Below are 20506 nucleotides of genomic sequence, written 5' to 3'. Positions count from 1 at the left end.
CACGGGTGACATTCGGATGAAATTCAAATTCTGGGGGGTGCGCGGCTCGATACCCTCGCCGGGACCACGCACGGTGCGCTATGGCGGCAATACCACGTGCATCGAGGTGCGCAGCGACGACGGCACACTGATCGTGCTCGACGGCGGTACCGGCCTGTTCTGTCTGGCCCAGGCGCTGGTGGCCGCCCCGCAGCGCCCGATCGAGGCCAATATCTTCATCACGCACAGCCACTGGGATCATATCCACGGCCTGCCGTTCTTCACGCCCCTGTTCATCGCGGGCAGCCGGGTGCGCCTGCATGGCGTGACCGATCCCGATACCGGCAACGGCATCGGGCACGTGATGGGCGTGCAGTTCCAGAACAGCTATTTCCCCGTGGGCGAGGCGCAGATGGCGGCGACGATCGAGTACCGCACGCTGGCGATCGGCGAGGCCGTGCCGGTCGGAGATGCCGTGGTGCGCAACGTGGTGATGGGCCATCCGGTCACCGACCTGGGCTACCGCATCGATTGCAACGGCCGGTCGATCTTCTTTACCGGCGACCACGAGCCGCTGTTCAATCCCCATGACGAAGGGCAGCCCGAGCACGCGGCGTTCGCGCACCAGATGGCGCAGCGCAACGCCGCGATCGACGCGCTGGCGCATGGCGTGGATGCGCTGATCGCCGATTGCTCGTACACGCGCGAGGAATATCCCGCAAAGATCGGCTGGGGGCACGGCACGTTCGACAGCGCGCTGGCGCTGGCGGTGCGCACCGGCGCGAAGGCGCTGTACTGCACGCACCATGAACCGACCCGCAGCGACGACGAACTGGAAGCCGTGTTCGCCGACGTGATGGCGCGCCACGCGCCGCTGCCCGGCGGGCTGCGGGTAGTGCTTGCCTGGGAAGGCCTGGAAGTCGAGCTGGGATGAACACGGTCGCCGACACGCGCATTCCGTTCCGGCAGGCGCTGGCGGCGCTGGCGGACCAGCTGCGGGCGGCGGGCAACCTGGATGCCATCATGCTCGATGCCGGCGGCGCCGTGGCCGGCCTGTTCTCCTGCGACCGCTTCACGCTGTATGCCGTCGATGCCGAGGGCGATTACCTGGTCTCGAAGGTGAAGGCACTGCCGCACGGATCGCGTGACGTGAAGGTGGCGATCGCATCCCATGCGATCGCCGGCCATGCGGCGCTGGCGCGGCGGGCGGTCAACATTGCCGACGCTTACGACGATGCCGAACTGGCGCGCGTGGCGCCCGGCCTGCGCTTCCCGCGCGGCGTGGACGAGCGCACCGGCTACCGCACGAAGCAGGTACTGGCCGTGCCCGTGCTGGCACCGGGATCGCAGGCCTTGCTGGGCGTGATCCAGCTCGTCAACACCCGCGATGGCGAACCGTTCGGCGCGCAGGCCGTGGAAGGCGCCGTCCTGCTGGGCGAGTCGCTGGCCGGATTGCTGGCCGCGCCCCCGGACCGCCGGCAAACCCTGCAAGTCCCGGCGGCCGTCCGGGAACCGTCCGCCACGCGCGCCCTGGTGGCCGTGCCCGCCCCCGACGAGCCGGCACGGCTGCTGGCGCGGATCGTGGCCGATGCCTGCCGGTTGGGCGCATCGGCGATCCACATCGAAGCCGCGCCCAGCGCGGCAAGCGCGATCCGCCTGCGCCGGGATGGCGCGCTGGCCCGGTATGCCGGCCTGCCGGCCCCGCACGCGGCGGCACTGGCCAGCCATATCGCAACCATCGCCAACCTGGCCGACGCGGAGCCGGGGAAGCCATGGCAAGGCACGATCGACGGTCGCGCGCAGGGCTTGCCGGATGTGCAGCTGCACGTGATCGCGATAGCGTCGGTGGCCGGCACAGACTGGGTATTGCGCGTGGCGGCGGAGAACGCGCCGCTGCCGCTGGCGCAGCTGGGCCTGGCGCCGGACCACCTGGCCAGCCTGCGCCGCATGCTCGATGGCGAGCATGGGCTGCTGCTCGTGTGCGGTCCGCGCGAAACGGGCAAGAGCACGACGTTGCACGCGCTGCTGGGCTGCCTGGACGGTGTCGGGCGCAAGATCTGTACCGCCGAGGCGTCGCCGGCGCCGGTGCAGCCGGGGGTCCGCCAGGTTCGCGTCGACGGTTCGCCGCTCGACCTTGCGGGCGCGCTGGAAGCGTTCCGGCACGCCGACGCGGACGTGATCGTTGCCGATGCGCCGGGTGGCCCCGCCGCGGCCGGCCTGGCGGTCGAGGCGGCACTGACGGGGCGGCTGGTGCTGGCCGCCCTGCCCGCTCGCGGCGCGGCCGAGGGGGCGATGCGGCTGCTCGACCTGTGCGCCGATCCGTTCGGTGCCGCCGCCGCACTGGCCGGCGTGCTGGCGCAGCGGCTGGCCAGGCGGCTGTGTACCGCGTGCCGCCTGCCGTACCATCCCGGCATGGCGGAGCTGGACCTGCTGCTGACCGAATATTGCGAAGAATTGCAGCCCGCCGGTGCCGATGCGGTGGCCGACGCGGTGGCCGATACCGCCAGGGCGGGTGTGCTGTCGGCGTGGCGCGGACGCCATGCCGACGCCGCCGGCCGCTTCACGCTGTACCGGGCCGTTGGCTGCGCCGCGTGCCAGGGTGGCTACCGGGGTCGCGTTGGCCTGTTCGAACTGATGGTCGTGGGCGAGCGCACCGCCCGCTTGCTGGCACAGCGCCCCGCCGCGGCGCGCCTGGCCGGCGCGGCGATCGATGAAGGCATGCGCACGCTGAAGATGGATGGCATCGACAAGGTACTGGCGGGCATGACCGACATCCGGATGGTGCGCGCCGCTTGCGCGCGATAGTTCAGGCGAGACAGGGTTACACAAGAAAAAGGATCACATGGAGAAACTGAGGGGTACCGTCACCGAACTACGGCGCGGCAAGACGGTGTCGCATAATCCAAAGACCGGCACCAGCGTGATCCACGCGGCCGTGTTCCGGCTGGACGGCCAGTTGGTGAAGATCGTTTCGGCCGCCCCGCTGGTGATCGCCGAGGGGCAGGAATTGCTGGTGGTCGGGAAACGCCGCGCCAAGCTGTTTACGGCATATGCGCACCGCAACCTCACCACCGGGCAGGAAGGCCACGAAGGCTGGGCCACGCGCCTGCTGGTGACCATTCTCGTCGTTACGGGCGCGTTGTGGCTGGGCGGAATGATGGGCGGCGATTACGGCGTGGTGTTCGGCATCGTGTTCCTGGCGCTCGGCGTCGCGATGGCGTGGCGTTCGCTGGAAGTGGTGCAGGCACTGGTGATGCTGCGCCGCTGATTGCCGGCCGGCGGCCGGTGCCAAGGAGAGATCGATGCTGTCCCACATATTCATCGGCGTGACCGACTTTGGCCGTGCCTTCGCGTTTTACTCAGGCGTGATGGAAGCGCTCGGCCAGCCGCTGCGCTTTCGCGACGACGCCCGCCCGTGGGCGGGCTGGATGCCGCGCGACGCCCCCCGCCCGCTCCTGCTGGTTGGCGCGCCGTTCGACGGCATGCCGGCCACCGTGGGCAACGGCGCGATGACGGCACTGCTGGCGCCGGACCGCGCCACGGTCGACCGTGCCCATGCCGCCGCGCTGGCCGGTGGCGGCACCTGCGAGGGACGGCCGGCCTTGCGGCCCGAATACCACGCGAACTACTATGGCGCCTACTTCCGCGACCCGGACGGCAACAAGCTGTGCGTGGCCTGCCATGACTGAGCGCGCCGCATGGTGACGCACAATGATGGCGCCGAATGGTGGCGCAGAATGATGGTACCGAATGATGGTACCGAATGATGGTAGCTACAGGCGCTTGCCGAAGCACACCGCCGCGTCGTTGCCGGCATACTTGCCGAAATTGGGAATGCGCAGGTAACCCTGGGCATCGTAGAAGCGCACCGCACGCGCGTTGACCTTGCGCGTTTCCAGCCACAGGCCGTGGTAGCCGCGCGCGCCGGCCTGCGCTTCCAGGAAGGCCAGCACGGCGGCGCCGGCGCCGCTGCCGGGCCGCGCGTACATCCGCTTGATTTCGGCGATGTCGCCGAACCCGCTCTCAGCGCCGCCATGGAGCGGGCGCAGCGCGCCGCAACCGACCGCCGCGCCTTCGGCATCGCGGGCAATCGCGAACAGCGTGCAGGTGGCGGGATCGAACGAGGTGTTGCCGTCATCGCCCGTAATCGTGCGCAGGACACCGGACAGCTCTTCCATCAGCGCCACGGCATCGCCCGATGCGGGATCGGCGATGGCCACGTCGATCGGGGGCACGAGGACCTTGTACATGACGCGGGTGGCGCCGAGGGTGCTGCCTTCCAGGATCGCGTAATGCGCAATGTCGCCGGCGGTGCGGTAACCGAGGCCGGCGTACAGGTGCTGCGCGCCACTGCCCACCCACGTGTCGAGCACGAGCAGCGTGCGGCCCAGCGCCCGGGCGCGCGCCTCGGCGGCTTGCAGCAGCATGCGGCCGATGCCCAGCCGCCGGCAGCCCGGGTGTACCAGCATCTTGTTCACCTCCGCGCGGTGGGCGCCGTTCGCGGGCGTGGCCAGCGCCAGCTGCACCGTGCCGCGAACAATGCCTTCCTCGTTGCGGGCCACGAACAGCGTGCGCGCGCCGGCATCGACCTGCGCGGCCACGTCCTGCCAGAAGCGGCGCGCATCGGCCTGTGTGAACGGTGGCAGGAAGCCGACGCTGGCACCGTTCCCCACGCAGGCGTGCAGCACTTCGGCCAGTTCACCGGCAACGGCGCGCACGCCGTTGCCCGTCAGTTCGTCGATCGTGATCATGGTTCGCAGATGGCGATGAGGTAGTGGGCCCCCGTGGTGCCGGGGCAGGAAAAGCGTGTGGCGCCGTACAGCCGGAAGCGCAGGCAGTCGCCCGGATACAAGCGGTACGTGACGCCATCGAGCGTGTAGTCGAGCAGGCCGTTCAGCATCCAGAGGTGCTGCTCCAGGCCCGGCTGGGGTGGCCGTTCATAGTCGATCAGCGCGCCGGCCGGCAGCCGGCCTTCGATCAGCTCGCCGCGCAGGCCATGCGTCGGCGGCGACACCATGCGCCGGGTAAAGCCGCTGCCCGGGTCGCTCCAGACGGCCTGGTCGGCGTGCCTGACCAGTTGCGCCCCCTGCTCCTCGACCGCGGCGACCAGGCGCGACATCGGCAGGCCGTAGGCCGCGCATAGCTTGCCCAGCAGCGAGGCGGTCGGGCTGCTTTCGCCGCGCTCGATGCGCGACAGCGTGGCGCGACTGATGCCGGTGCGCCGTGCCAGTTCCTCCAGCGACCAGCCGCGCACTTCGCGCAGGCCGGCCAGCCGGGCGACCAGCTTCGATTCGAATTGCTCGTGATTTCCCATATCTGGAAATATATCCCAGATATGAGATTCAGGGAAGATCTCCGTCAGTCCGGTCGGCGCTGTGCAAAGCGCTGCGCCATGACGGAACAGACCATCAGCTGGATCTGGTGGAACAGCATGATCGGCAGGATGACCATGCCCAGCGACGACGTGGCGAACAGAACCTTTGCCATGGGCACGCCGGAGGCGAGGCTTTTCTTCGAACCGCAGAACACGATGGTCACTTCATCTTCGCGAGAAAAACCCAGCTTGCGGCTGGCGTACATCGTCACGGCCAGCACGACCGCCAGCAGCACGCAGCAGATGACGCCCAGCGTGACGAGCACGGTAGGCGACAGCTTGTGCCACAACCCTTCGACGACGGCCGCCGAGAACGCCGTGTAGATCACCAGCAGGATCGACCCCTGGTCGACGTACTTCAGCGCGGGCTTGTGGCGGTCGATCCACGTGCCGATCACCGGGCGCAGCAGCTGGCCGGCCAGGAAGGGCACCAGCAGCTGGAGCACGATGGCCAGCACCGCGTCGCCCGTCGAGCGTTCCACATGCCCCTGCACGACGAAGGCGGACACCAGCAGCGGCGTGATGAAGATGCCGAGGAAGTTCGACGCCGAGGCGCTGCAGACGGCGGCGGGCACATTGCCCCGCCCCATCGCGGTCAGCGCGATCGACGACTGCACGGTCGATGGCAGCATGCACAGGAAGAGCAGGCCCACGTACAGGTCCGGCGTCAGCAGCTGCAGGGCCAACGGCTTGAACGCCAGGCCGAGGATGGGGAACAGCACGAAGGTCGAGCACAGCACCAGCAGGTGCAGGCGCCAGTGCGTGATACCGGCGATGACCGCCTGCCGCGACAGCTTGGCGCCATGCAGGAAGAACAGCAGGCCGATGATGAACGTGGTGAAGTCGCCGAGCACCACGGCCACCTGGCCGGTGCATGGCAGCAGGGTGGCAACGCCGACGGTTGCCAGCAGGACCAGCGTGAAATTGTCAGGCTTGAAGCGGGAGAGGAAAGCAAGGCGGGAAAGGGAAGCGAGAACGGAAGGCATCCGATATTCTAGCCGAATAAAAAAAAGGGAGCCGTGGCTCCCTTTCGTTTTACATGCACCGTGCTTACATGATCTGCGTGCCGATCCACCAGCCGATGGCGGCCACGAAGGCCGACGCCGGGATCGTGAAGACCCATGCCCACACGATGTTGCCGGCCACGCCCCAGCGCACGGCCGACAGGCGCTGCGCGGAACCGACACCGACGATGGCGCCGGTGATCGTGTGCGTGGTCGAGACGGGCACGCCCCAGAACGATGCCATCAGCAGGGTGATCGCGCCGCCCGTTTCGGCGCAGAAGCCGCCGACCGGTTTGAGCTTGGTGATCTTCTGGCCCATCGTCTTGACGATGCGCCAGCCACCGAACAGCGTGCCGAACGAGATCATGCCGTAGCAGGCAACGATGACCCAGGTGGGCGGCGCTGCCGCATCGGCAGCCACGTGGCCGGAGGCGATCAGCAGCATCCAGATGATGCCCATGGTTTTCTGGGCGTCATTGCCGCCGTGGCCCAGGCTGTAGGCGGCGGCGGAAGCGAGCTGCAGGCGGCGGAACCACGTGTCGATGCGGCGCGGCGTCGACTTCACGAACACCCACGACACGATCAGCATGATCAGCGTGCCGAGGAAAAAGCCCAGCAGCGGCGCGACGACGATGAACACAACGGTCTTGATCAGGCCGCTGGCGATCAGTGCGCCGGTACCGGCCTTGGCGACGGCCGCGCCCACCAGGCCACCGATCAGTGCGTGCGACGACGACGACGGGATGCCGTAATACCAGGTGATCACGTTCCACACGATGGCGCCCACGAGCGCCCCGAAAATCACATGGTGATCCACCACCTGCGGGTCGATCGTGCCCTTGCCGATCGTCGTTGCCACGTGCAGGCCCACGACGAAGATCGCGATGAAGTTGAAGAACGCCGCCATGGCCACCGCGGTCTGCGGTTTCAGGACGCCGGTCGACACGACCGTGGCGATCGCATTCGCCGCGTCGTGGAAGCCATTCATGAAGTCGAAGATCAGCGCGAGGGCAATGAGGAGCCCCAGCGCGTAGATGCTGATTTCTAGAGTCTGCATGTTGTTGTTCTGACCGTGCGACGCTTACGCGTTCTCGACGATGATGCCTTCGATGATGTTGGCCACGTCTTCGCAGCGGTCGGTGACGGTTTCCAGGATCTCGTAGATGGCCTTCATCTTGATCAGGTTGCGCACGTCCGGCTCGTCGCGGAACAGCTTGGACATGGCAGCGCGCATCACGTGGTCGGCGTCGGACTCCAGGCGGTCGATCTCTTCGCAGATGCCGACGATGTCGCGGGCATTGTCCATGTTCGACAGCAGCGCCACCGCTTCCTTGACCTTCTCGCAGCATGCCAGCACCAGTTCGGCCAGGCGCTTGGCTTCCGGCGTGACGGCGTGCAGGTCGTACAGCGACACGGTCTGCGCGGCGTCTTCCATCATGTCCAGGATGTCGTCCATCTTGGTGATCAGCTTGTGGATGTCATCGCGGTCGATCGGCGTGATGAACGTCTTGTGCAGCAGGTCCACCGTGGTGTAGGTGATCTTGTCGGCCTGTTTCTCGATGCTCTCGATCGCATGCACGCGGTTTTCCAGGTCATCGAAATTGGTCATCAGGCCCAGCATTTCTTTCGCGCCCTTGACGCACAGTTCAGCATGCTGGTTGAACAGGTCAAAGAATTTGCCCTCGGTGGGCATCAGGCGTCCAAACATTTTATTCTCCGTTGGTTGATTCGGGGGTGCTGCCAGGGCCGCCGCTCTAAGCGGCCCCTCTTGGTACTGGCGGGTTCAGTCACCCTGGTAGATCGACAGGTTACCGGTGTAGTTGCCGAACTTGGTATACATGCCCATCCATGTGAGGCGGATCGCGCCGATCGGGCCGTTACGCTGCTTGCCGATGATGATTTCGGCGGTGCCCTTGTCGGGCGAATCGGGGTTGTAGACCTCGTCGCGGTACAGGAAGATGATCACGTCCGCATCCTGTTCGATAGCGCCGGATTCGCGCAGGTCGGACATGACGGGGCGCTTGTTGGGCCGCTGTTCCAGCGAACGGTTCAGCTGCGACAGTGCGATCACGGGGCAATGCAGTTCCTTTGCCAGGCCTTTCAGCGAACGCGAGATCTCGGAAATCTCGGCGGCGCGGTTGTCGCCGGCCTGCGAGCCCGTCATCAGCTGCAGGTAGTCGACGATGATCAGGCCAAGCTTGCCACACTGGCGCGCCAGGCGGCGCGCGCGCGCGCGCATCTCGATCGGGTTCAGCGCCGGCGTCTCGTCGATGTACAGCTGCGCTTCGTTCATTTTCTGGATCGCGTGCGTGAGGCGCGGCCAGTCTTCGTCGTTCAGCTTGCCGGTTCGCAGGCGATGCTGGTCGAGCTGGCCAACGGAGCCCAGCATACGCATCGCCAGCTGCGCGCCGCCCATCTCCATCGAGAATACGGCAACGGGCAGGCCCGCTTCGATCGCGACGTTTTCACCGATGTTGACGGAAAACGCTGTCTTGCCCATCGACGGGCGGCCGGCCACGATGACCAGGTCGCCCGGCTGCAGGCCGGAGGTCATCTTGTCCAGGTCGGCAAAGCCGGTGGGCACGCCCGTGATCTCGCTGCCGCTGTCGCGGCTGTACAGTTCATCGATGCGCTCGACCACCTGCGTGAGCAGCGGCTGCACGGCGGTCCAGCCCTGCGAGCCCCTGGAACCCTGCTCGGCGATCGCAAAGATCTTCGATTCCGCTTCGTCGAGCATCTGCTTGACTTCCTTGCCCTGCGGGCTGAACGCGTTGCCGGAGATTTCGTCGGCCACGGTGATCAGCTTGCGGAGCACGCCGCGGTCGCGCACGATCTCGGCATAGCGGCGGATGTTCGCCGCCGATGGCGTGTTCTGCGCCATTGCGTTCAGGTATTGCAGGCCGCCCACCTCGTCGGCCTTGCCCAGCATCGTCAGCGCTTCGAACACGGTGATCACGTCGGCCGGCTTGCCGCCATTGATCAGGCGGATCATCTGCTCGAAGATGATGCGGTGGTCGTAGCGATAGAAATCCTCCGCGTGCATGAAGTCGGCGATGCGGTCCCATGCGGCGTTGTCGCGCAACAAACCACCGATGACCGATTGCTCGGCTTCGATGGAATGGGGCGGGATACGGAGGGAATCGACTTGCGGGTCGGATGGGGCATTCATGGCGCGCATTATACCTGCATAAGCAGGCCAAAGTTCATAATGGTTGGCAAGTCTGGCGGCAAGAGGAACGTCCTTTGTGGCAAGATCACTATCCTGGCGACAGCATATTATGTTCCTGCCAGCGCATGCCGGTTACTCGCAGCAGGTCGGCATCCGTCTGTTATAGCAGCCAAAGCGCGAGCCTGTCGCAACCGTCGCGACGGTGTTGCAAACCATGCCCGGCGCCGGCAATAAAAAAGCCGGGCGAACCCGGCTTTTTAAATCTACGACAGTCTTACCGAAGAAAAAATCCCGGTAATTAAGCAGCTTCGCCCACGACGGCGACGGTCACGTCGACCACCACGTCCGTGTGCAGGGAAACTGCCACCGGGTGCTCGCCGGTGGTCTTCAGCGGACCGTTCGGCAGGCGCACGGCAGCTTTTTCCACGGCGAAGCCGGCTTTGGTCAGCGCTTCAGCGATGTCGAAGTTGGTGACGGAGCCGAACAGGCGGCCATCGACACCGGCTTTTTGCGACACGGTCACGGTCATGCCGTTCAGCTTTTCGCCCTGGCCTTGTGCGGCTGCCAGCTTTTCAGCGGCGGCTTTTTCCAGGTCGGCGCGCTTGGCTTCGAACTCGGCCACGGCAGCCGTGGTAGCGCGGCGTGCCAGCTTTTGCGGGATCAGGAAGTTACGTGCGTAGCCGTCCTTGACCTTCACCACGTCGCCCAGGTTGCCGACGTTGATAACTTTTTCCAGCAGAATGATTTGCATAATGTTCTCCAGTTCTATCTGTACTGCTGCCGATTAGGCGTGGTGCAGATCGGTGTACGGCAGCAGGGCCAGGTAGCGCGCGCGCTTGATCGCGGTATCCACTTGACGCTGGTAGTGCGCCTTCGTGCCGGTCAGGCGTGCCGGCATGATCTTGCCGTTTTCCTGGATGAAATCTTTCAGCGTGTCGACGTCTTTGTAATCGACTTGCTCAACGCCAGCGGCGGTGAAGCGGCAGAACTTCTTACGCTTGAACAGCGGGTTCTGCTGTTTGCGCTTTTCTTTCAGCTTGGCTTTGTTTTTGTCGAACTTTTTACCGAATGCCATTTTAGGCTCCTGTATTTAAATATTGTGTCGCTTCAGGCGGCACGAAAATCAATGATGTGAAAAACCAGGCTCTTGCTGTTGCGGCTTTTCCTGGCGAGAAACCCCGAGAATTCGTAGGCCCCTCCCAGCGGCGCGCTGCTGAAACGGCCTGAAATCTCCCCCGCGGCAACCGCGGCGATTTCAAATTCCGTCAGGCGGGCGATGCCTGCCTCGATCTGCTGCGAACTGTGCTGCAATACTGCATTCACGATCGGCAGCCCGGCGGGGGTGAAACGTATGACTTCCCGCTCGGTGATCAGGCCAGTGAACTTCAGCTCGTTCAGCAAGACTCCCGGATTTAGGCTGCAGCAGCTGCCGGAGCGGCCGCGGCTTCAGCGCGGTGGCTCTTGGCGGCGTCTTCACGCTGGACCGACTTCATCATCGGCGAAGGAGCGGTTTCCGCTTTCTTCATCTTGACGGTCAGGTGACGCAGCACGGCATCATTGAATTTGAACGCGGTTTCCAGTTCGACCAGCGTGTCGTTGTCGCACTCGATGTTCAGGCAGATGTAGTGTGCCTTGGCCAGTTTCTGGATCGAGTACGCCATTTGACGGCGGCCCCAGTCTTCCACGCGGTGGACGTTACCGCCGCGCGACGTGACGCTGGCCTTGTAACGTTCGATCATCGCGGGCACTTGCTCGCTCTGGTCCGGATGGACGATAAATACGATTTCGTAGTGACGCATGCAAACTCCCTTAAGGACTGTTGATAGCCCACCCTGGCGTCAAGACAGGTGTGGGAAGAGGTAAGCCCGCTAGAATAGCAGATATTTTCACCAATGGCTAGCCGCCCGGCGGTCCGCCACCGCCGCCGCCAGGCTGTCGGCAAGCCATTCCGCCGTTGCACGTCCGCTGCGAAACCGCTGGCGAAGCGGGGATGTCGTGGAGCATGGTCCACGCCCGCGTAACGGAGATTGCCTGCCCCCGCCCACACCTTCCTGGCATGGGTTTTCTGCAACATTTCCCGCAAATTGGTGCCTGTCACCGGTTTTCATGAAATATTTCTGCGCCTGAATCGTGTTTTCTCTTGCAATCGCGCAGGCACTGTACAAAAATACAGACTGTCTATATCCACAGCTATTTTTACGGCTACTCGCATCATGATCAAGCTCACCGCAAGGCAGGAACAAATTCTCAACCTGATCAGGGATGCCATCGATACCACCGGCTTCCCGCCAACCCGCGCCGAGATCGCCGCCGAGTTGGGATTCAAGTCGGCCAATGCGGCCGAAGAGCACCTGAAGGCGCTCGCGCGCAAAGGTGCGATCGAAATCACGGCTGGCACGTCGCGCGGCATTCGCCTGCTGGGCGACCGTGGCGTGCGGGCGGCGGGGCCTTCTGCGCCCGCGGGCACGCCGGGCAGTGCGCATGCAACCGATTACATGCCGCAGGTGCCCGCGGCGCTGCTGATGCAACTGCCGCTGATTGGCCGCGTGGCTGCCGGTTCGCCGATCCTGGCGCAGGAAAACCTGGAAAAAACCTACAGCGTCGACCCGGCCCTGTTCTCCGCGAAACCCGATTTCCTGCTGAAGGTGCGTGGCGAATCGATGCGCGACGTGGGCATCATGGATGGCGACCTGCTGGCGGTCAAGAAGGTCGATAGCGCCAAGAATGGCCAGATCGTCGTGGCCCGCATCGGCAGCGAAGTCACCGTGAAGCGCTACCGCCGCACCGGCGCCACGATCGAGCTGCTGCCGGAGAATCCGGACTTCAAGATCATCACCGTGAAGCCCGAAGATGAATTCGCGCTGGAAGGCCTCGCGGTCGGCTTGCTGCGCGCCTGGCACTGACGCTTCACGTTTGCTCTCCTGTCGTGCCGGCTTGCACCAGCCGGTACGGCATGCGTCATGCCGGCTCGCAATGGCCGGCACGACACCTGTTCGCCAGCGACTTCCGTCACGGCGCCCTGCTTCGCGGGCCTGCCTTATTGGCTGTCTCTACGGCTGTCTCCACAGCTACTTCAGATGCTACCTCAGCGCCCTACCTCGACGGCGGCCGCACTGCCACCTTCCCCTGGGCCTGGTCCACATACACGGCATACCTGCCGAAGAAGTCGGCGCCGAGGATGCCGTCGGGCTGGAAGAACCCTGGCAAGGGCATCAGGTAGGGCGTGATCGCCGCCCCGCCCGGCAACGAGACGGACACGAAGCTGCATGGCTTGTCCGGCCCGAACACATCGCAGCGGGTCGGCCGGTCTCCCTGCTTCTCGACCGATTGCGGCTTGACGATCGAGATGTTGGCGGCGGAATCCAGCACCAGACGGTAGCGGGCACGCTCGTTCGACAAGCTGGCGACGATGCCTTCGTGCACCCGCTCATGGGCCAGCGGCTGCCAGCCGGAGCCCGGCTCGAGCGGCGCGCCGAAGCGCAAGGTGCGGCCGGACTGGTCATACACGAAAGGCTGCCTGGCGAAAAGGCCGAGGCCGACGACGGAGTGCGGCGGCAGGCCGGCCCCCTTGCCGATACCCAGGCCCCACGCCTCATACGACACGCCCTTCACCTCGCCGAACGACACGCCGTTGACGACGAGGTCAGGGATGACGAATTCCTCTTCTTCGCGCACCTTGCCGGTCAGGTCGGCGCTTCGCATCTTGCGGCCCGTCAGTTTCAGGCCGGGAATCCTGGCCATCACCTCGCGCGTCAGGTGCAGCGTGCGCGACGAACCGATATCGAACGTGAACGGGAAGACATGACCGGCGATGGTCAGCTGGGCCACGGGGATGCCCCGCTCCAGCGCCAGCGGCACCGAGACTTCAGCCCGCGCGGCCGCTGCGGCAAATACCGTGGCCAGTGCGGCGGCGGCACCGATCCAGCGCTGGATCATGCTTCAACCCTCATGCATCAACCTTCATGCCTCGCCATCATGCATCCAGCGCCTTGCGGAAATCGTCCACCAGGTCGTCGGTCTCCTCGATGCCCACGGAAACGCGGATCAGCGATTCGGCGATCCCCATCGAGGCGCGGCGCTCGGCCCCCATCTCGTAGAAGATCGTGTGCGCAACCGGGATCACCAGCGTGCGGGTGTCACCCAGGTTCGAGGCGGGCACGGCGATCTTCAGCCGGTTCAGGTAGTCGAAGCAGTCGATGCCGTCCCGCAGTTCAAAACTGAACAGCGAACCATAGGCCTTGAACAGGTCGGTCGCGATGCCATGCTGCGGGTGCGAGGGCAAGCCGGGATAGTGCACGGCGGCCACGCGCGGATCGGCTTCCAGCATCTCGGCCAGCGCCCTGGCGTTGGCGCAGGTGCGCTCCATGCGCAGCGCCAGCGTTTCGGCACCGACGGCGATGTGGTGCGCCGCTTCCGGCCCCAGCGAGGCACCGAAGTCGCGCAGGCCCTTGGCGCGAACCTGCGTGATGCCCCACATCGCCGGCGCGGCTTTCTTGTAGTTCTCGAAGATGTTCGGGTAGCGGCTCCAGTCGTAGGCGCCGGTATCGGTCAGGCTGCCGCCCAGCGCGTTGCCATGGCCGGCGATCGATTTCGTCAGCGAATTGATGACGAGGCCGGCGCCAACCGCTTTCGGACGGAACAGGTAAGGCGTGGTCATCGTGTTGTCGACGATGTACAGGATGCCCTTTGCCGCGCACAGCGCGCCGATGCGTTCCAGGTCCGCGATCTGGGTGCGCGGATTGGCGATCGTTTCCACGAACACGATGCGCGTGGTGTCCTTCAGCGCGGCTTCGACGTTGGCGACATCGGTCGCATCGACGAAATCGACGGCGACGCCCTGCCCGGCGACCGTCTGCCACAGCGAGTTGGTATTGCCGAACAGGAAGGACGACGAGACCACGTGATCGCCGGCACGCAGCAGCGCCTGGAACACGGCGCCAATGGCCCCCATGCCGGTGGCGAAGCACAGCGTGGCGACGCCGTCTTCCATCTTGGTGACTTTTTCTTCCAGCGCCGACACGGTCGGGTTCCCCTGGCGGCCATAGCGGAAGCCCGGCTCGCGGCCCTGGAATACGGAGGCCAGCTGGCGCGCATCGGTGTAACCGAACGCGACGGACGTGTGGACAGGCTTGTGCAGCGACCCTTGCTCGATGCTCTTCTGGCGGTCGCCGTGCAGGATCGTGGTGGTGAAACCGTAGTTTTTCTTGTCGTTCATGTCTTATCGGAATAGTTGCCGAGAAACGGGGTCAGACCCCGATTTCAGGAAATGTTTCCCAAATTCGGGGTCTGACCCCGGTTTTGGGAAATGTTCCAGGATTTCAAGCAATAAAAAGGGCTCCGCGAGGAGCCCGTTATTTACGCTTCGGTCGTGGCCGCATTCAGGTTCAGGTGGTTGCGCGCGGCGTCCTCGACTTTTTCTTTCGGATTGTGGCGCGCTTGCTCGATGCGGTCCAGATAATCGGCCGAGATGTCGCCCGTGATGTACTTGCCGTCGAAGCACGACGCTTCAAAACTCGTCAGTGCGGGATTGACGTCCGAGATCGCCTTCTTCAGGTCTTCCAGGTCCTGGTAGACCAGCGCGTCCGCCGTGATTTCCTTGCACACTTCGTCAACGGTGCGGCCATGGGCGATCAGCTCGTCGCGGGTCGGCATGTCGATGCCGTACACGTTCGGGTACAGCACCGGCGGCGCTGCCGAGGCGAAGATCACCTTCTTCGCGCCGGAGTCGCGGGCCATCTGCACGATCTCGCGGCTGGTGGTGCCGCGCACGATCGAGTCATCGACCAGCAGCACGTTCTTGCCCTTGAATTCGTCGCCGATCGCGTTCAGCTTCTGGCGCACCGATTTCTTGCGCAGCGCCTGGCCCGGCATGATGAAGGTGCGGCCGATGTAGCGGTTCTTGATGAAGCCCTCGCGGTATTCCTTGCCGAGGCGCAGCGCCAGCTGGATCGCGGCCGGGCGCGACGAGTCGGGGATCGGCATGACGACGTCGATGTCGTCGGCCAGGCCTTCGCGCTTGATCTTGTCGGCCAGGTATTCGCCCATCTTCAGGCGGGTGCTGTAGACGGAGGCGCCGTCGATCACGGAATCGGGCCGCGCCAGGTACACGTATTCGAACACGCACGGGTTCAGCGACGGATTGTCGGCGCAGATGCGGGCATGCAGCTTGTTGTCGGCGTCGACGAACACGGCTTCGCCCGGCTCCACGTCACGCACGAAGCGGAAGCCGGCGCCTTCGAGCGCCACGGATTCCGACGCCAGCATGTATTCGGTGCCGTTCTCGGTCTCGTTGATGCCCAGGCACAGCGGACGGATGCCGTGCGGATCGCGGAAGCCCAGCAGGCCGACATCGGCGATCTGCGCCACGGCCGCATAGCCACCCTGCACGCGGCGGTTCAGTACCGTGACGGCCTCGAACAGCGTGCCCGCATCCAGCGAATACCCGGTCGTGGCGCGCATGATCTCGTGCGCCAGCACGTTCAGCAGCACTTCCGAATCGGAGTCCGTGTTGATGTGGCGGCGATCGTTCTTGAACATCTCCGTCTTGAGCTGTTCCCAGTTCGTCAGGTTGCCGTTGTGCGCCAGCGTGATGCCGAACGGCGCGTTGACGTAGAACGGTTGCGCTTCCTCTTCCGACGACGAGCCGGCCGTGGGGTAGCGGCAGTGGCCGATGCCCGAATTGCCCATCAGCGAACGCATGTTCCGGGTGCGGAACACGTCACGCACGAGGCCGTTGGCCTTGTGCATCGAGAACATGCTGCTGTGATTCGTTGCGATACCGGCCGCATCCTGGCCGCGATGCTGCAACAGCAGCAGCGCGTCATACAGCAGCTGGTTGACAGGTTGATGGGAAACGACGCCGACAATGCCACACATATTGTGCTCCTGAACAGGGTGCTGCTTGAGTAAGAAATTCTAAAATTGCACATGCTGCGCCACGGCAGCGGGAAGGAACGGTTTCACGGTGCGCACGCCCGTTTCCGCATAGGGGGAAAACAATGCTTCCCGCCAGAAGTCCTGCTGCGGGATCGACGTCATGCCGCACAATATGACGCCCGCCAGCACGATTACAAGGCCGCGCCCCAGGCCGAACAGCCCGCCGAGGCCACGGTCGGCCAGCGACATGCCGCCGGCCTCGACGAGGGCCGACACGGCCATCGACAGCAAACCCATCAGAATGCGCACGCCGATGAAGAGTGCCAGGAACGCGACGATCAGCCGCACCACCTCGCCGGGGATCGCCGGCGGCAGCATGGCGGCCAGTTCGCCGGCGTAGGCGTTGGCAAGCACAAAGGCCACGACCCAGCCCAGCAGCGACAGCATTTCCTTCACCAGGCCGCGCAGCAGGCTGACGATGGTGGAAGTGCCCAGCACGAACAGCACCACGTAGTCAAAGATCGTTACAGCGGGAATCGTCACGGCAGCGCCACAGCGTTACGTCAGGCCGGGCTCAGGCTGCCCGACAGGCCGATCTTCTGCAGCCTGGCCTTGGCTTTCTCTGCTTCCTCGCGGCTGCCGAACGGGCCCACCTTCACGCGGGTCAATTCGCCCGACGGCGATTTCTGCGTGAAAGACTTGATGCCCGCATCGCGCAGCCTGCCCTGCAATTCCTCGACCTTGTCCTTCGCGGCCAGCGCGGCAACCTGGATCACGTAACGCCCCGAATCGACCGGGGCCGGCGTGGCCTTCCCTTCCAGCAGGGCCAGCGCGCGCGCGGCATCATCCGTTTTCGGTACCGGCTTCGACTCGGGCTTCGACTCGGGCTTCGACTCGGGCTTCGGCTCGGGCTTCTTCGGCTCCGGCTTCGCTTCGGCCACTTTCTTCGGCTCCGGCTTCGGTTCGTGCCAGCTCTCCACCTTCGGCTCGTGCCGGGTGTCCGCTTTGGGTTCGTGCTTCGGTTCGGGCTTGTGCTCGGCCAGCTTCGGCACTTCGGCCTCGGGCTCGAGCCTCGGCAACGGGCGCGGCGGCGGCGAGGTCACCGGCGTGTTGTCTTCCGGCTCGACGATCTCCTCGCTCTGGTCGAGCGCTTCGGCCTGGGCTGTCTTGCTGTGGATGGCGGCATCGGCGGCGGCATCGGCGGCAGCATCGGTGACCGACTCTGCGGCGGAGTCGGCATCGGCCTTCACGCCGTCCGGCTTGTCCTTCGGCGGGATCTGGATCGCGATGTCGTTCGCCAGCGGCTTCGGTTCGGAATCGAGCACCATCGGCAAGCCGATCGCGACAGCCAGCGCCAGTGCGATGGCACCGACCAGGCGGCGCCGCGCGCGCTTCTTTTCGGGCAGCACGGGGTCTGCCGCTTCCTTGCGCACACGGGTGCGGGGCGCCCCGGCGCCGGCGTCGGCGGACGAGGCGCGCTTGGAGCGGGCACGCTCGGTGATTGCGCGGTCATCCGCGGCCCGGTAGTAGCCGCTGTCTTCTGGGGACTGCTGCTTGTTTTTGCCGAATTTCGAGAACAAGCCCATGTATCAATCAGTGGAGGGAGGATTTGCGGGCGGCCATGACACCAGCCACCGTCAGGAACGAGCCAAAGACCACAATTCTATCATTCTCGCCCGCCCGGCTCATTGCATTTGCAAAAGCTTGTGCCGGGGTATCGAAGACATTGACGGTCTTTTCATGCGGATCGGGCACGGTAGCCTGTACTTTCGCGGCCAGTTCGGACGCGGACGCCGCACGGGGCGACGGCAGCGTGGCCAGGCACCAGTGGTCGATCGACCCGCCGATGGCCTTGATGACGCCGTCGATATCCTTGTCGTGCATGGAGCCGAACACGGCGAACGTGTACGGATGGTAGCCCATGTTGCCCAGGTTCTGGTTCAATGCCGACGCCGCGTGCGGGTTGTGCGCCACGTCGAGGATCACGGTGGGGCGGCCCGGCAACACCTGGAAGCGACCCGGCAGCTCGACGGTAACGAGGCCGTGCCGCACTTCCTGCGCGCCGACCGGCAGCTCGTTCCTGAGCACTTCCAGCGCGGCCAGCGCGGCCGATGCGTTCAGCAGCTGGTTGGCGCCGCGCAGGCTCGGATAAGCCAGCGCGTTGCGGCGCTGGCCACGGCCACCGTAATTCCATTGCTGCTTGTCGCCGGAATAGTTGAAGTCGCGGCCCATCAGCCACAGGTCCGCACCGATCGCGTTCGCGTGGTCGATCAGCGCCTGCGGCGGCACCGGGTCGCTGCAGATCGCCGCCTTGCCCGGCCGGAAGATGCCGGCCTTCTCGAAACCGATCTGCTCGCGCGTGCCGCCCAGGTAATCGACGTGGTCGATGTCCACCGACGTGACGATGCTGACATCGGCGTCGATGACGTTGACGGCATCGAGCCGCCCGCCCAGGCCCACTTCGAGGATGGCCACGTCCAGCGGCGACTTGCTCATCAGGTGCAGGATGGCCAGCGTGGTGAATTCGAAATACGTCAGCGGCGTGTCCCCCCGCACGGCCTCGACGGCGTCGAACGCCTCGACCAGCATCGCGTCGGAAGCAAGGTCGCCATTCACGCGGGCGCGTTCGTTAAAGTCGAGGAAGTGCGGCTTGATGTACAGGCCCACGCGGTAGCCGGCACGCAGCAGGATCGATTCGAGCATCGCGCAGGTGGACCCCTTGCCATTGGTGCCGGCCACCATGATCACCGGGCAGGTGAACTGCAGTTGCAGGCGTTCCTTGACGGCGCGCACGCGATCGAGGCCCATGTTGATGACGGTTTCGGCATGGCGCGATTCAAGCAGCGCGAGCCATTCTGGCAGGGTGGTCGGGGTGGACATGTGCATCGGGAATGTAAAGCGCAAAGACGTGATTCTAGCGCACGACATGAAACGGGGCCGGGTCCTTGCGGACCCGGCCCCGGCGTGCGGCGGCGCGGTGGCCTCAGTCGGGCACGATCAAGCCAGGACTTCGGCGGCCTGATTCTGCAGCAGCGCCAGCAGGCGCGCGATTTCCTCGCGCATCTTGCGCCGGTCGACGATCATGTCGATCGCGCCCTTGGTCAGCAGGAATTCGCTGCGCTGGAAGCCTTCCGGCAGTTTTTCGCGTACCGTGTTCTCGATCACGCGCGGGCCGGCAAAGCCGATCAGCGCCTTCGGCTCGGCCATCACCACGTCGCCCATGAAGGCGAACGAAGCGGACACGCCACCCATCGTGGGATCGGTCAGCACGCTGATGAACGGCAGCTTCTTCTCGGACAGCTTGGTCAGCATCGACGTGGTCTTGGCCATCTGCATCAGCGACAGCAAGCCTTCCTGCATGCGCGCGCCACCGGTGGCGGTGATGCAGATGAACGGCACTTTCTGTTCGAGCGCCACCTGGGCCGCACGGGCGAAGCGTTCGCCGACGACGGAACCCATCGAGCCGCCCATGAATTCGAATTCGAAGCACGCCACCACGACCGGCAAGCTCATGATCGAACCGCCCATGCACACCATCGCATCGGTCTCGCCGGTCGCTTCCAGGGCCTGCTTCAGGCGGTCCGGGTATTTCTTGCTGTCCTTGAACTTCAGCGTATCGACGGGCAGCGTTTCCTGGCCGATTTCATAGCGGCCGCCGGCGTCGAGCAGCGCATCGAGGCGCTCGCGGGCGCGGATGCGCATGTGGTGATCGCATTTCGGGCAGACATGCAGGTTCGACTCGAGGTCCGTACGGTACAGGACGGCCTCGCAGGAGGGGCACTTCACCCACAGGCCCTCGGGCATCGTCTTGCGAGCGGCAGCCTCCGAGCGCTGGATGCGCGGAGGAAGCAGTTTTTCCAACCAGCTCATATTTTCTCCTGTTGCTCTAACTTAGGGGCGAAGTGTAGCCGTTTATGCCTGTCGTGTCGAACATTCAACTTTGGCAATTTTCCGCACGCACGTCTGATTTTTCCGCCCCAAGCATCCTTGGCCGAGTCCGTGTCCACCATGGGGTCAACCCCGTTTTCGGACACGAGCTCTGCCTTAGTATGGTCGAGCTCGTGTCCGATTTTGGGGTTGACCCCAAGGTGGACACGGGCTGGA

Annotated in this window: 22 protein-coding genes; 5 read left to right on the top strand and 17 right to left on the bottom strand. The window is 64.9% G+C overall.

All coding sequences use genetic code 11. The features are described from left to right. Positions 1-16: 16 nt before the first annotated feature. From EWM63_RS20165 to EWM63_RS20150, 4 genes are read left to right on the top strand one after another with little or no spacing between them, the layout of a single operon-like run. The gene (locus EWM63_RS20165) at positions 17-913 is read left to right on the top strand and encodes an MBL fold metallo-hydrolase (protein ID WP_130188136.1); all 897 of its coding nucleotides are present in this window, start codon (positions 17-19) and stop codon (positions 911-913) included. After that, positions 910-2784, top strand: coding sequence for a GspE/PulE family protein (locus tag EWM63_RS20160; RefSeq protein ID WP_130188135.1), 1875 nt, complete (start codon positions 910-912; stop codon positions 2782-2784). Before EWM63_RS20165 ends, EWM63_RS20160 begins: the two co-directional genes overlap by 4 nt. Before the next feature lie 37 nt (positions 2785-2821). After that, a complete protein-coding gene (locus EWM63_RS20155; RefSeq protein ID WP_130188134.1) occupies positions 2822-3247 on the top strand; it encodes a hypothetical protein in 426 nt (141 codons plus the stop codon). 34 nt (positions 3248-3281) lie between these two features. Further along, on the top strand, positions 3282-3668 hold the full coding sequence (locus EWM63_RS20150; protein WP_130188133.1) for a VOC family protein: 387 nt from the start codon (positions 3282-3284) through the stop codon (positions 3666-3668). Between the two features lie 84 nt (positions 3669-3752). Here the strand turns inward: EWM63_RS20150 and EWM63_RS32450 are convergent, their stop codons facing one another. From EWM63_RS32450 to rpsF, 10 genes are all read right to left on the bottom strand, one after another. Then, positions 3753-4730: a GNAT family N-acetyltransferase gene (locus tag EWM63_RS32450; protein WP_130188132.1), complete on the bottom strand. Its 978-nt coding sequence runs from the start codon at positions 4728-4730 to the stop codon at positions 3753-3755. Then, positions 4727-5293, bottom strand: coding sequence for a helix-turn-helix domain-containing protein (locus tag EWM63_RS20140; protein WP_130188131.1), 567 nt, complete (start codon positions 5291-5293; stop codon positions 4727-4729). The genes EWM63_RS32450 and EWM63_RS20140 overlap by 4 nt, the downstream gene beginning before the upstream one ends. Positions 5294-5337: 44 nt before the next feature. Then, the gene (locus tag EWM63_RS20135; protein WP_130188130.1) at positions 5338-6339 is read right to left on the bottom strand and encodes a bile acid:sodium symporter family protein; all 1002 of its coding nucleotides are present in this window, start codon (positions 6337-6339) and stop codon (positions 5338-5340) included. Between the two features lie 64 nt (positions 6340-6403). Then, on the bottom strand, positions 6404-7414 hold the full coding sequence (locus EWM63_RS20130) for an inorganic phosphate transporter (RefSeq protein WP_130188129.1): 1011 nt from the start codon (positions 7412-7414) through the stop codon (positions 6404-6406). Positions 7415-7438: 24 nt separating this feature from the next. Further along, entirely contained in the window at positions 7439-8065 is a 627-nt protein-coding gene (locus EWM63_RS20125) for a DUF47 domain-containing protein (protein WP_130188128.1), read from the bottom strand. Positions 8066-8140: 75 nt separating this feature from the next. Next, entirely contained in the window at positions 8141-9526 is a 1386-nt protein-coding gene (locus tag EWM63_RS20120; protein ID WP_130188127.1) for a replicative DNA helicase, read from the bottom strand. Between the two features lie 298 nt (positions 9527-9824). Beyond that, positions 9825-10277: a 50S ribosomal protein L9 gene (gene rplI, locus EWM63_RS20115; RefSeq protein WP_130188126.1), complete on the bottom strand. Its 453-nt coding sequence runs from the start codon at positions 10275-10277 to the stop codon at positions 9825-9827. Positions 10278-10310: 33 nt separating this feature from the next. Next, positions 10311-10601, bottom strand: coding sequence for a 30S ribosomal protein S18 (rpsR, locus tag EWM63_RS20110; RefSeq protein WP_107143310.1), 291 nt, complete (start codon positions 10599-10601; stop codon positions 10311-10313). 32 nt (positions 10602-10633) lie between these two features. Continuing rightward, the gene (gene priB, locus EWM63_RS20105; RefSeq protein WP_130190499.1) at positions 10634-10924 is read right to left on the bottom strand and encodes a primosomal replication protein N; all 291 of its coding nucleotides are present in this window, start codon (positions 10922-10924) and stop codon (positions 10634-10636) included. Positions 10925-10938: 14 nt separating this feature from the next. Next, entirely contained in the window at positions 10939-11325 is a 387-nt protein-coding gene (gene rpsF, locus EWM63_RS20100; protein ID WP_130188125.1) for a 30S ribosomal protein S6, read from the bottom strand. A 414-nt stretch (positions 11326-11739) separates the two neighbouring features. Here rpsF and lexA point away from each other — a divergent pair, with 414 nt between their 5' ends. Continuing rightward, complete coding sequence (gene lexA / locus EWM63_RS20095) at positions 11740-12429, top strand: transcriptional repressor LexA (RefSeq protein WP_130188124.1); 690 nt, start codon at positions 11740-11742, stop codon at positions 12427-12429. Positions 12430-12619: 190 nt separating this feature from the next. Here the strand turns inward: lexA and EWM63_RS20090 are convergent, their stop codons facing one another. From EWM63_RS20090 to accD, 7 genes are all read right to left on the bottom strand, one after another. After that, the gene (locus EWM63_RS20090; protein ID WP_130188123.1) at positions 12620-13462 is read right to left on the bottom strand and encodes a hypothetical protein; all 843 of its coding nucleotides are present in this window, start codon (positions 13460-13462) and stop codon (positions 12620-12622) included. Between the two features lie 37 nt (positions 13463-13499). Next, entirely contained in the window at positions 13500-14741 is a 1242-nt protein-coding gene (locus EWM63_RS20085) for a cystathionine gamma-synthase family protein (protein ID WP_130188122.1), read from the bottom strand. Between the two features lie 140 nt (positions 14742-14881). Next, the gene (gene purF / locus EWM63_RS20080) at positions 14882-16402 is read right to left on the bottom strand and encodes an amidophosphoribosyltransferase (RefSeq protein ID WP_130188121.1); all 1521 of its coding nucleotides are present in this window, start codon (positions 16400-16402) and stop codon (positions 14882-14884) included. Positions 16403-16441: 39 nt separating this feature from the next. Next, positions 16442-16945, bottom strand: a complete 504-nt coding sequence (locus tag EWM63_RS20075; protein ID WP_229487388.1) for a CvpA family protein — start codon at positions 16943-16945, stop codon at positions 16442-16444. Positions 16946-16965: 20 nt separating this feature from the next. Then, positions 16966-17988, bottom strand: a complete 1023-nt coding sequence (locus EWM63_RS20070; protein WP_130188120.1) for an SPOR domain-containing protein — start codon at positions 17986-17988, stop codon at positions 16966-16968. Between the two features lie 7 nt (positions 17989-17995). Next, the gene (folC, locus tag EWM63_RS20065) at positions 17996-19282 is read right to left on the bottom strand and encodes a bifunctional tetrahydrofolate synthase/dihydrofolate synthase (protein ID WP_130188119.1); all 1287 of its coding nucleotides are present in this window, start codon (positions 19280-19282) and stop codon (positions 17996-17998) included. Between the two features lie 117 nt (positions 19283-19399). Then, positions 19400-20272: an acetyl-CoA carboxylase, carboxyltransferase subunit beta gene (gene accD / locus EWM63_RS20060; RefSeq protein WP_130188118.1), complete on the bottom strand. Its 873-nt coding sequence runs from the start codon at positions 20270-20272 to the stop codon at positions 19400-19402. Positions 20273-20506: the final 234 nt, after the last annotated feature.

This window comes from Pseudoduganella lutea, from assembly GCF_004209755.1.
GTDB lineage: Bacteria > Pseudomonadota > Gammaproteobacteria > Burkholderiales > Burkholderiaceae_D > Rugamonas > Rugamonas lutea.
The sequence above is the reverse complement of the archived record's forward strand: the minus strand, read 5'-3'. Positions and strand labels throughout refer to the sequence as shown.

Bases quoted from the DNA above. Each gene is read 5' to 3' on its own strand.
- EWM63_RS20135 (WP_130188130.1), bottom strand. From the start codon at position 6,339: ATGCCTTCCGTTCTCGCTTCCCTTTCCCGCCTTGCTTTCCTCTCCCGC.
- rpsR (WP_107143310.1), bottom strand. From the start codon at position 10,601: ATGGCATTCGGTAAAAAGTTCGACAAAAACAAAGCCAAGCTGAAAGAA.
- rpsF (WP_130188125.1), bottom strand. From the start codon at position 11,325: ATGCGTCACTACGAAATCGTATTTATCGTCCATCCGGACCAGAGCGAG.
- EWM63_RS20090 (WP_130188123.1), bottom strand. From the start codon at position 13,462: ATGATCCAGCGCTGGATCGGTGCCGCCGCCGCACTGGCCACGGTATTT.
- folC (WP_130188119.1), bottom strand. From the start codon at position 19,282: ATGTCCACCCCGACCACCCTGCCAGAATGGCTCGCGCTGCTTGAATCG.
- accD (WP_130188118.1), bottom strand. From the start codon at position 20,272: ATGAGCTGGTTGGAAAAACTGCTTCCTCCGCGCATCCAGCGCTCGGAG.
- purF (WP_130188121.1), bottom strand. From the start codon at position 16,402: ATGTGTGGCATTGTCGGCGTCGTTTCCCATCAACCTGTCAACCAGCTG.
- EWM63_RS20085 (WP_130188122.1), bottom strand. From the start codon at position 14,741: ATGAACGACAAGAAAAACTACGGTTTCACCACCACGATCCTGCACGGC.
- EWM63_RS20155 (WP_130188134.1), top strand. From the start codon at position 2,822: ATGGAGAAACTGAGGGGTACCGTCACCGAACTACGGCGCGGCAAGACG.
- EWM63_RS20160 (WP_130188135.1), top strand. From the start codon at position 910: ATGAACACGGTCGCCGACACGCGCATTCCGTTCCGGCAGGCGCTGGCG.
- EWM63_RS20120 (WP_130188127.1), bottom strand. From the start codon at position 9,526: ATGAATGCCCCATCCGACCCGCAAGTCGATTCCCTCCGTATCCCGCCC.
- EWM63_RS20125 (WP_130188128.1), bottom strand. From the start codon at position 8,065: ATGTTTGGACGCCTGATGCCCACCGAGGGCAAATTCTTTGACCTGTTC.
- EWM63_RS20070 (WP_130188120.1), bottom strand. From the start codon at position 17,988: ATGGGCTTGTTCTCGAAATTCGGCAAAAACAAGCAGCAGTCCCCAGAA.
- EWM63_RS20140 (WP_130188131.1), bottom strand. From the start codon at position 5,293: ATGGGAAATCACGAGCAATTCGAATCGAAGCTGGTCGCCCGGCTGGCC.
- EWM63_RS32450 (WP_130188132.1), bottom strand. From the start codon at position 4,730: ATGATCACGATCGACGAACTGACGGGCAACGGCGTGCGCGCCGTTGCC.
- EWM63_RS20165 (WP_130188136.1), top strand. From the start codon at position 17: ATGAAATTCAAATTCTGGGGGGTGCGCGGCTCGATACCCTCGCCGGGA.
- EWM63_RS20130 (WP_130188129.1), bottom strand. From the start codon at position 7,414: ATGCAGACTCTAGAAATCAGCATCTACGCGCTGGGGCTCCTCATTGCC.
- rplI (WP_130188126.1), bottom strand. From the start codon at position 10,277: ATGCAAATCATTCTGCTGGAAAAAGTTATCAACGTCGGCAACCTGGGC.
- EWM63_RS20150 (WP_130188133.1), top strand. From the start codon at position 3,282: ATGCTGTCCCACATATTCATCGGCGTGACCGACTTTGGCCGTGCCTTC.
- lexA (WP_130188124.1), top strand. From the start codon at position 11,740: ATGATCAAGCTCACCGCAAGGCAGGAACAAATTCTCAACCTGATCAGG.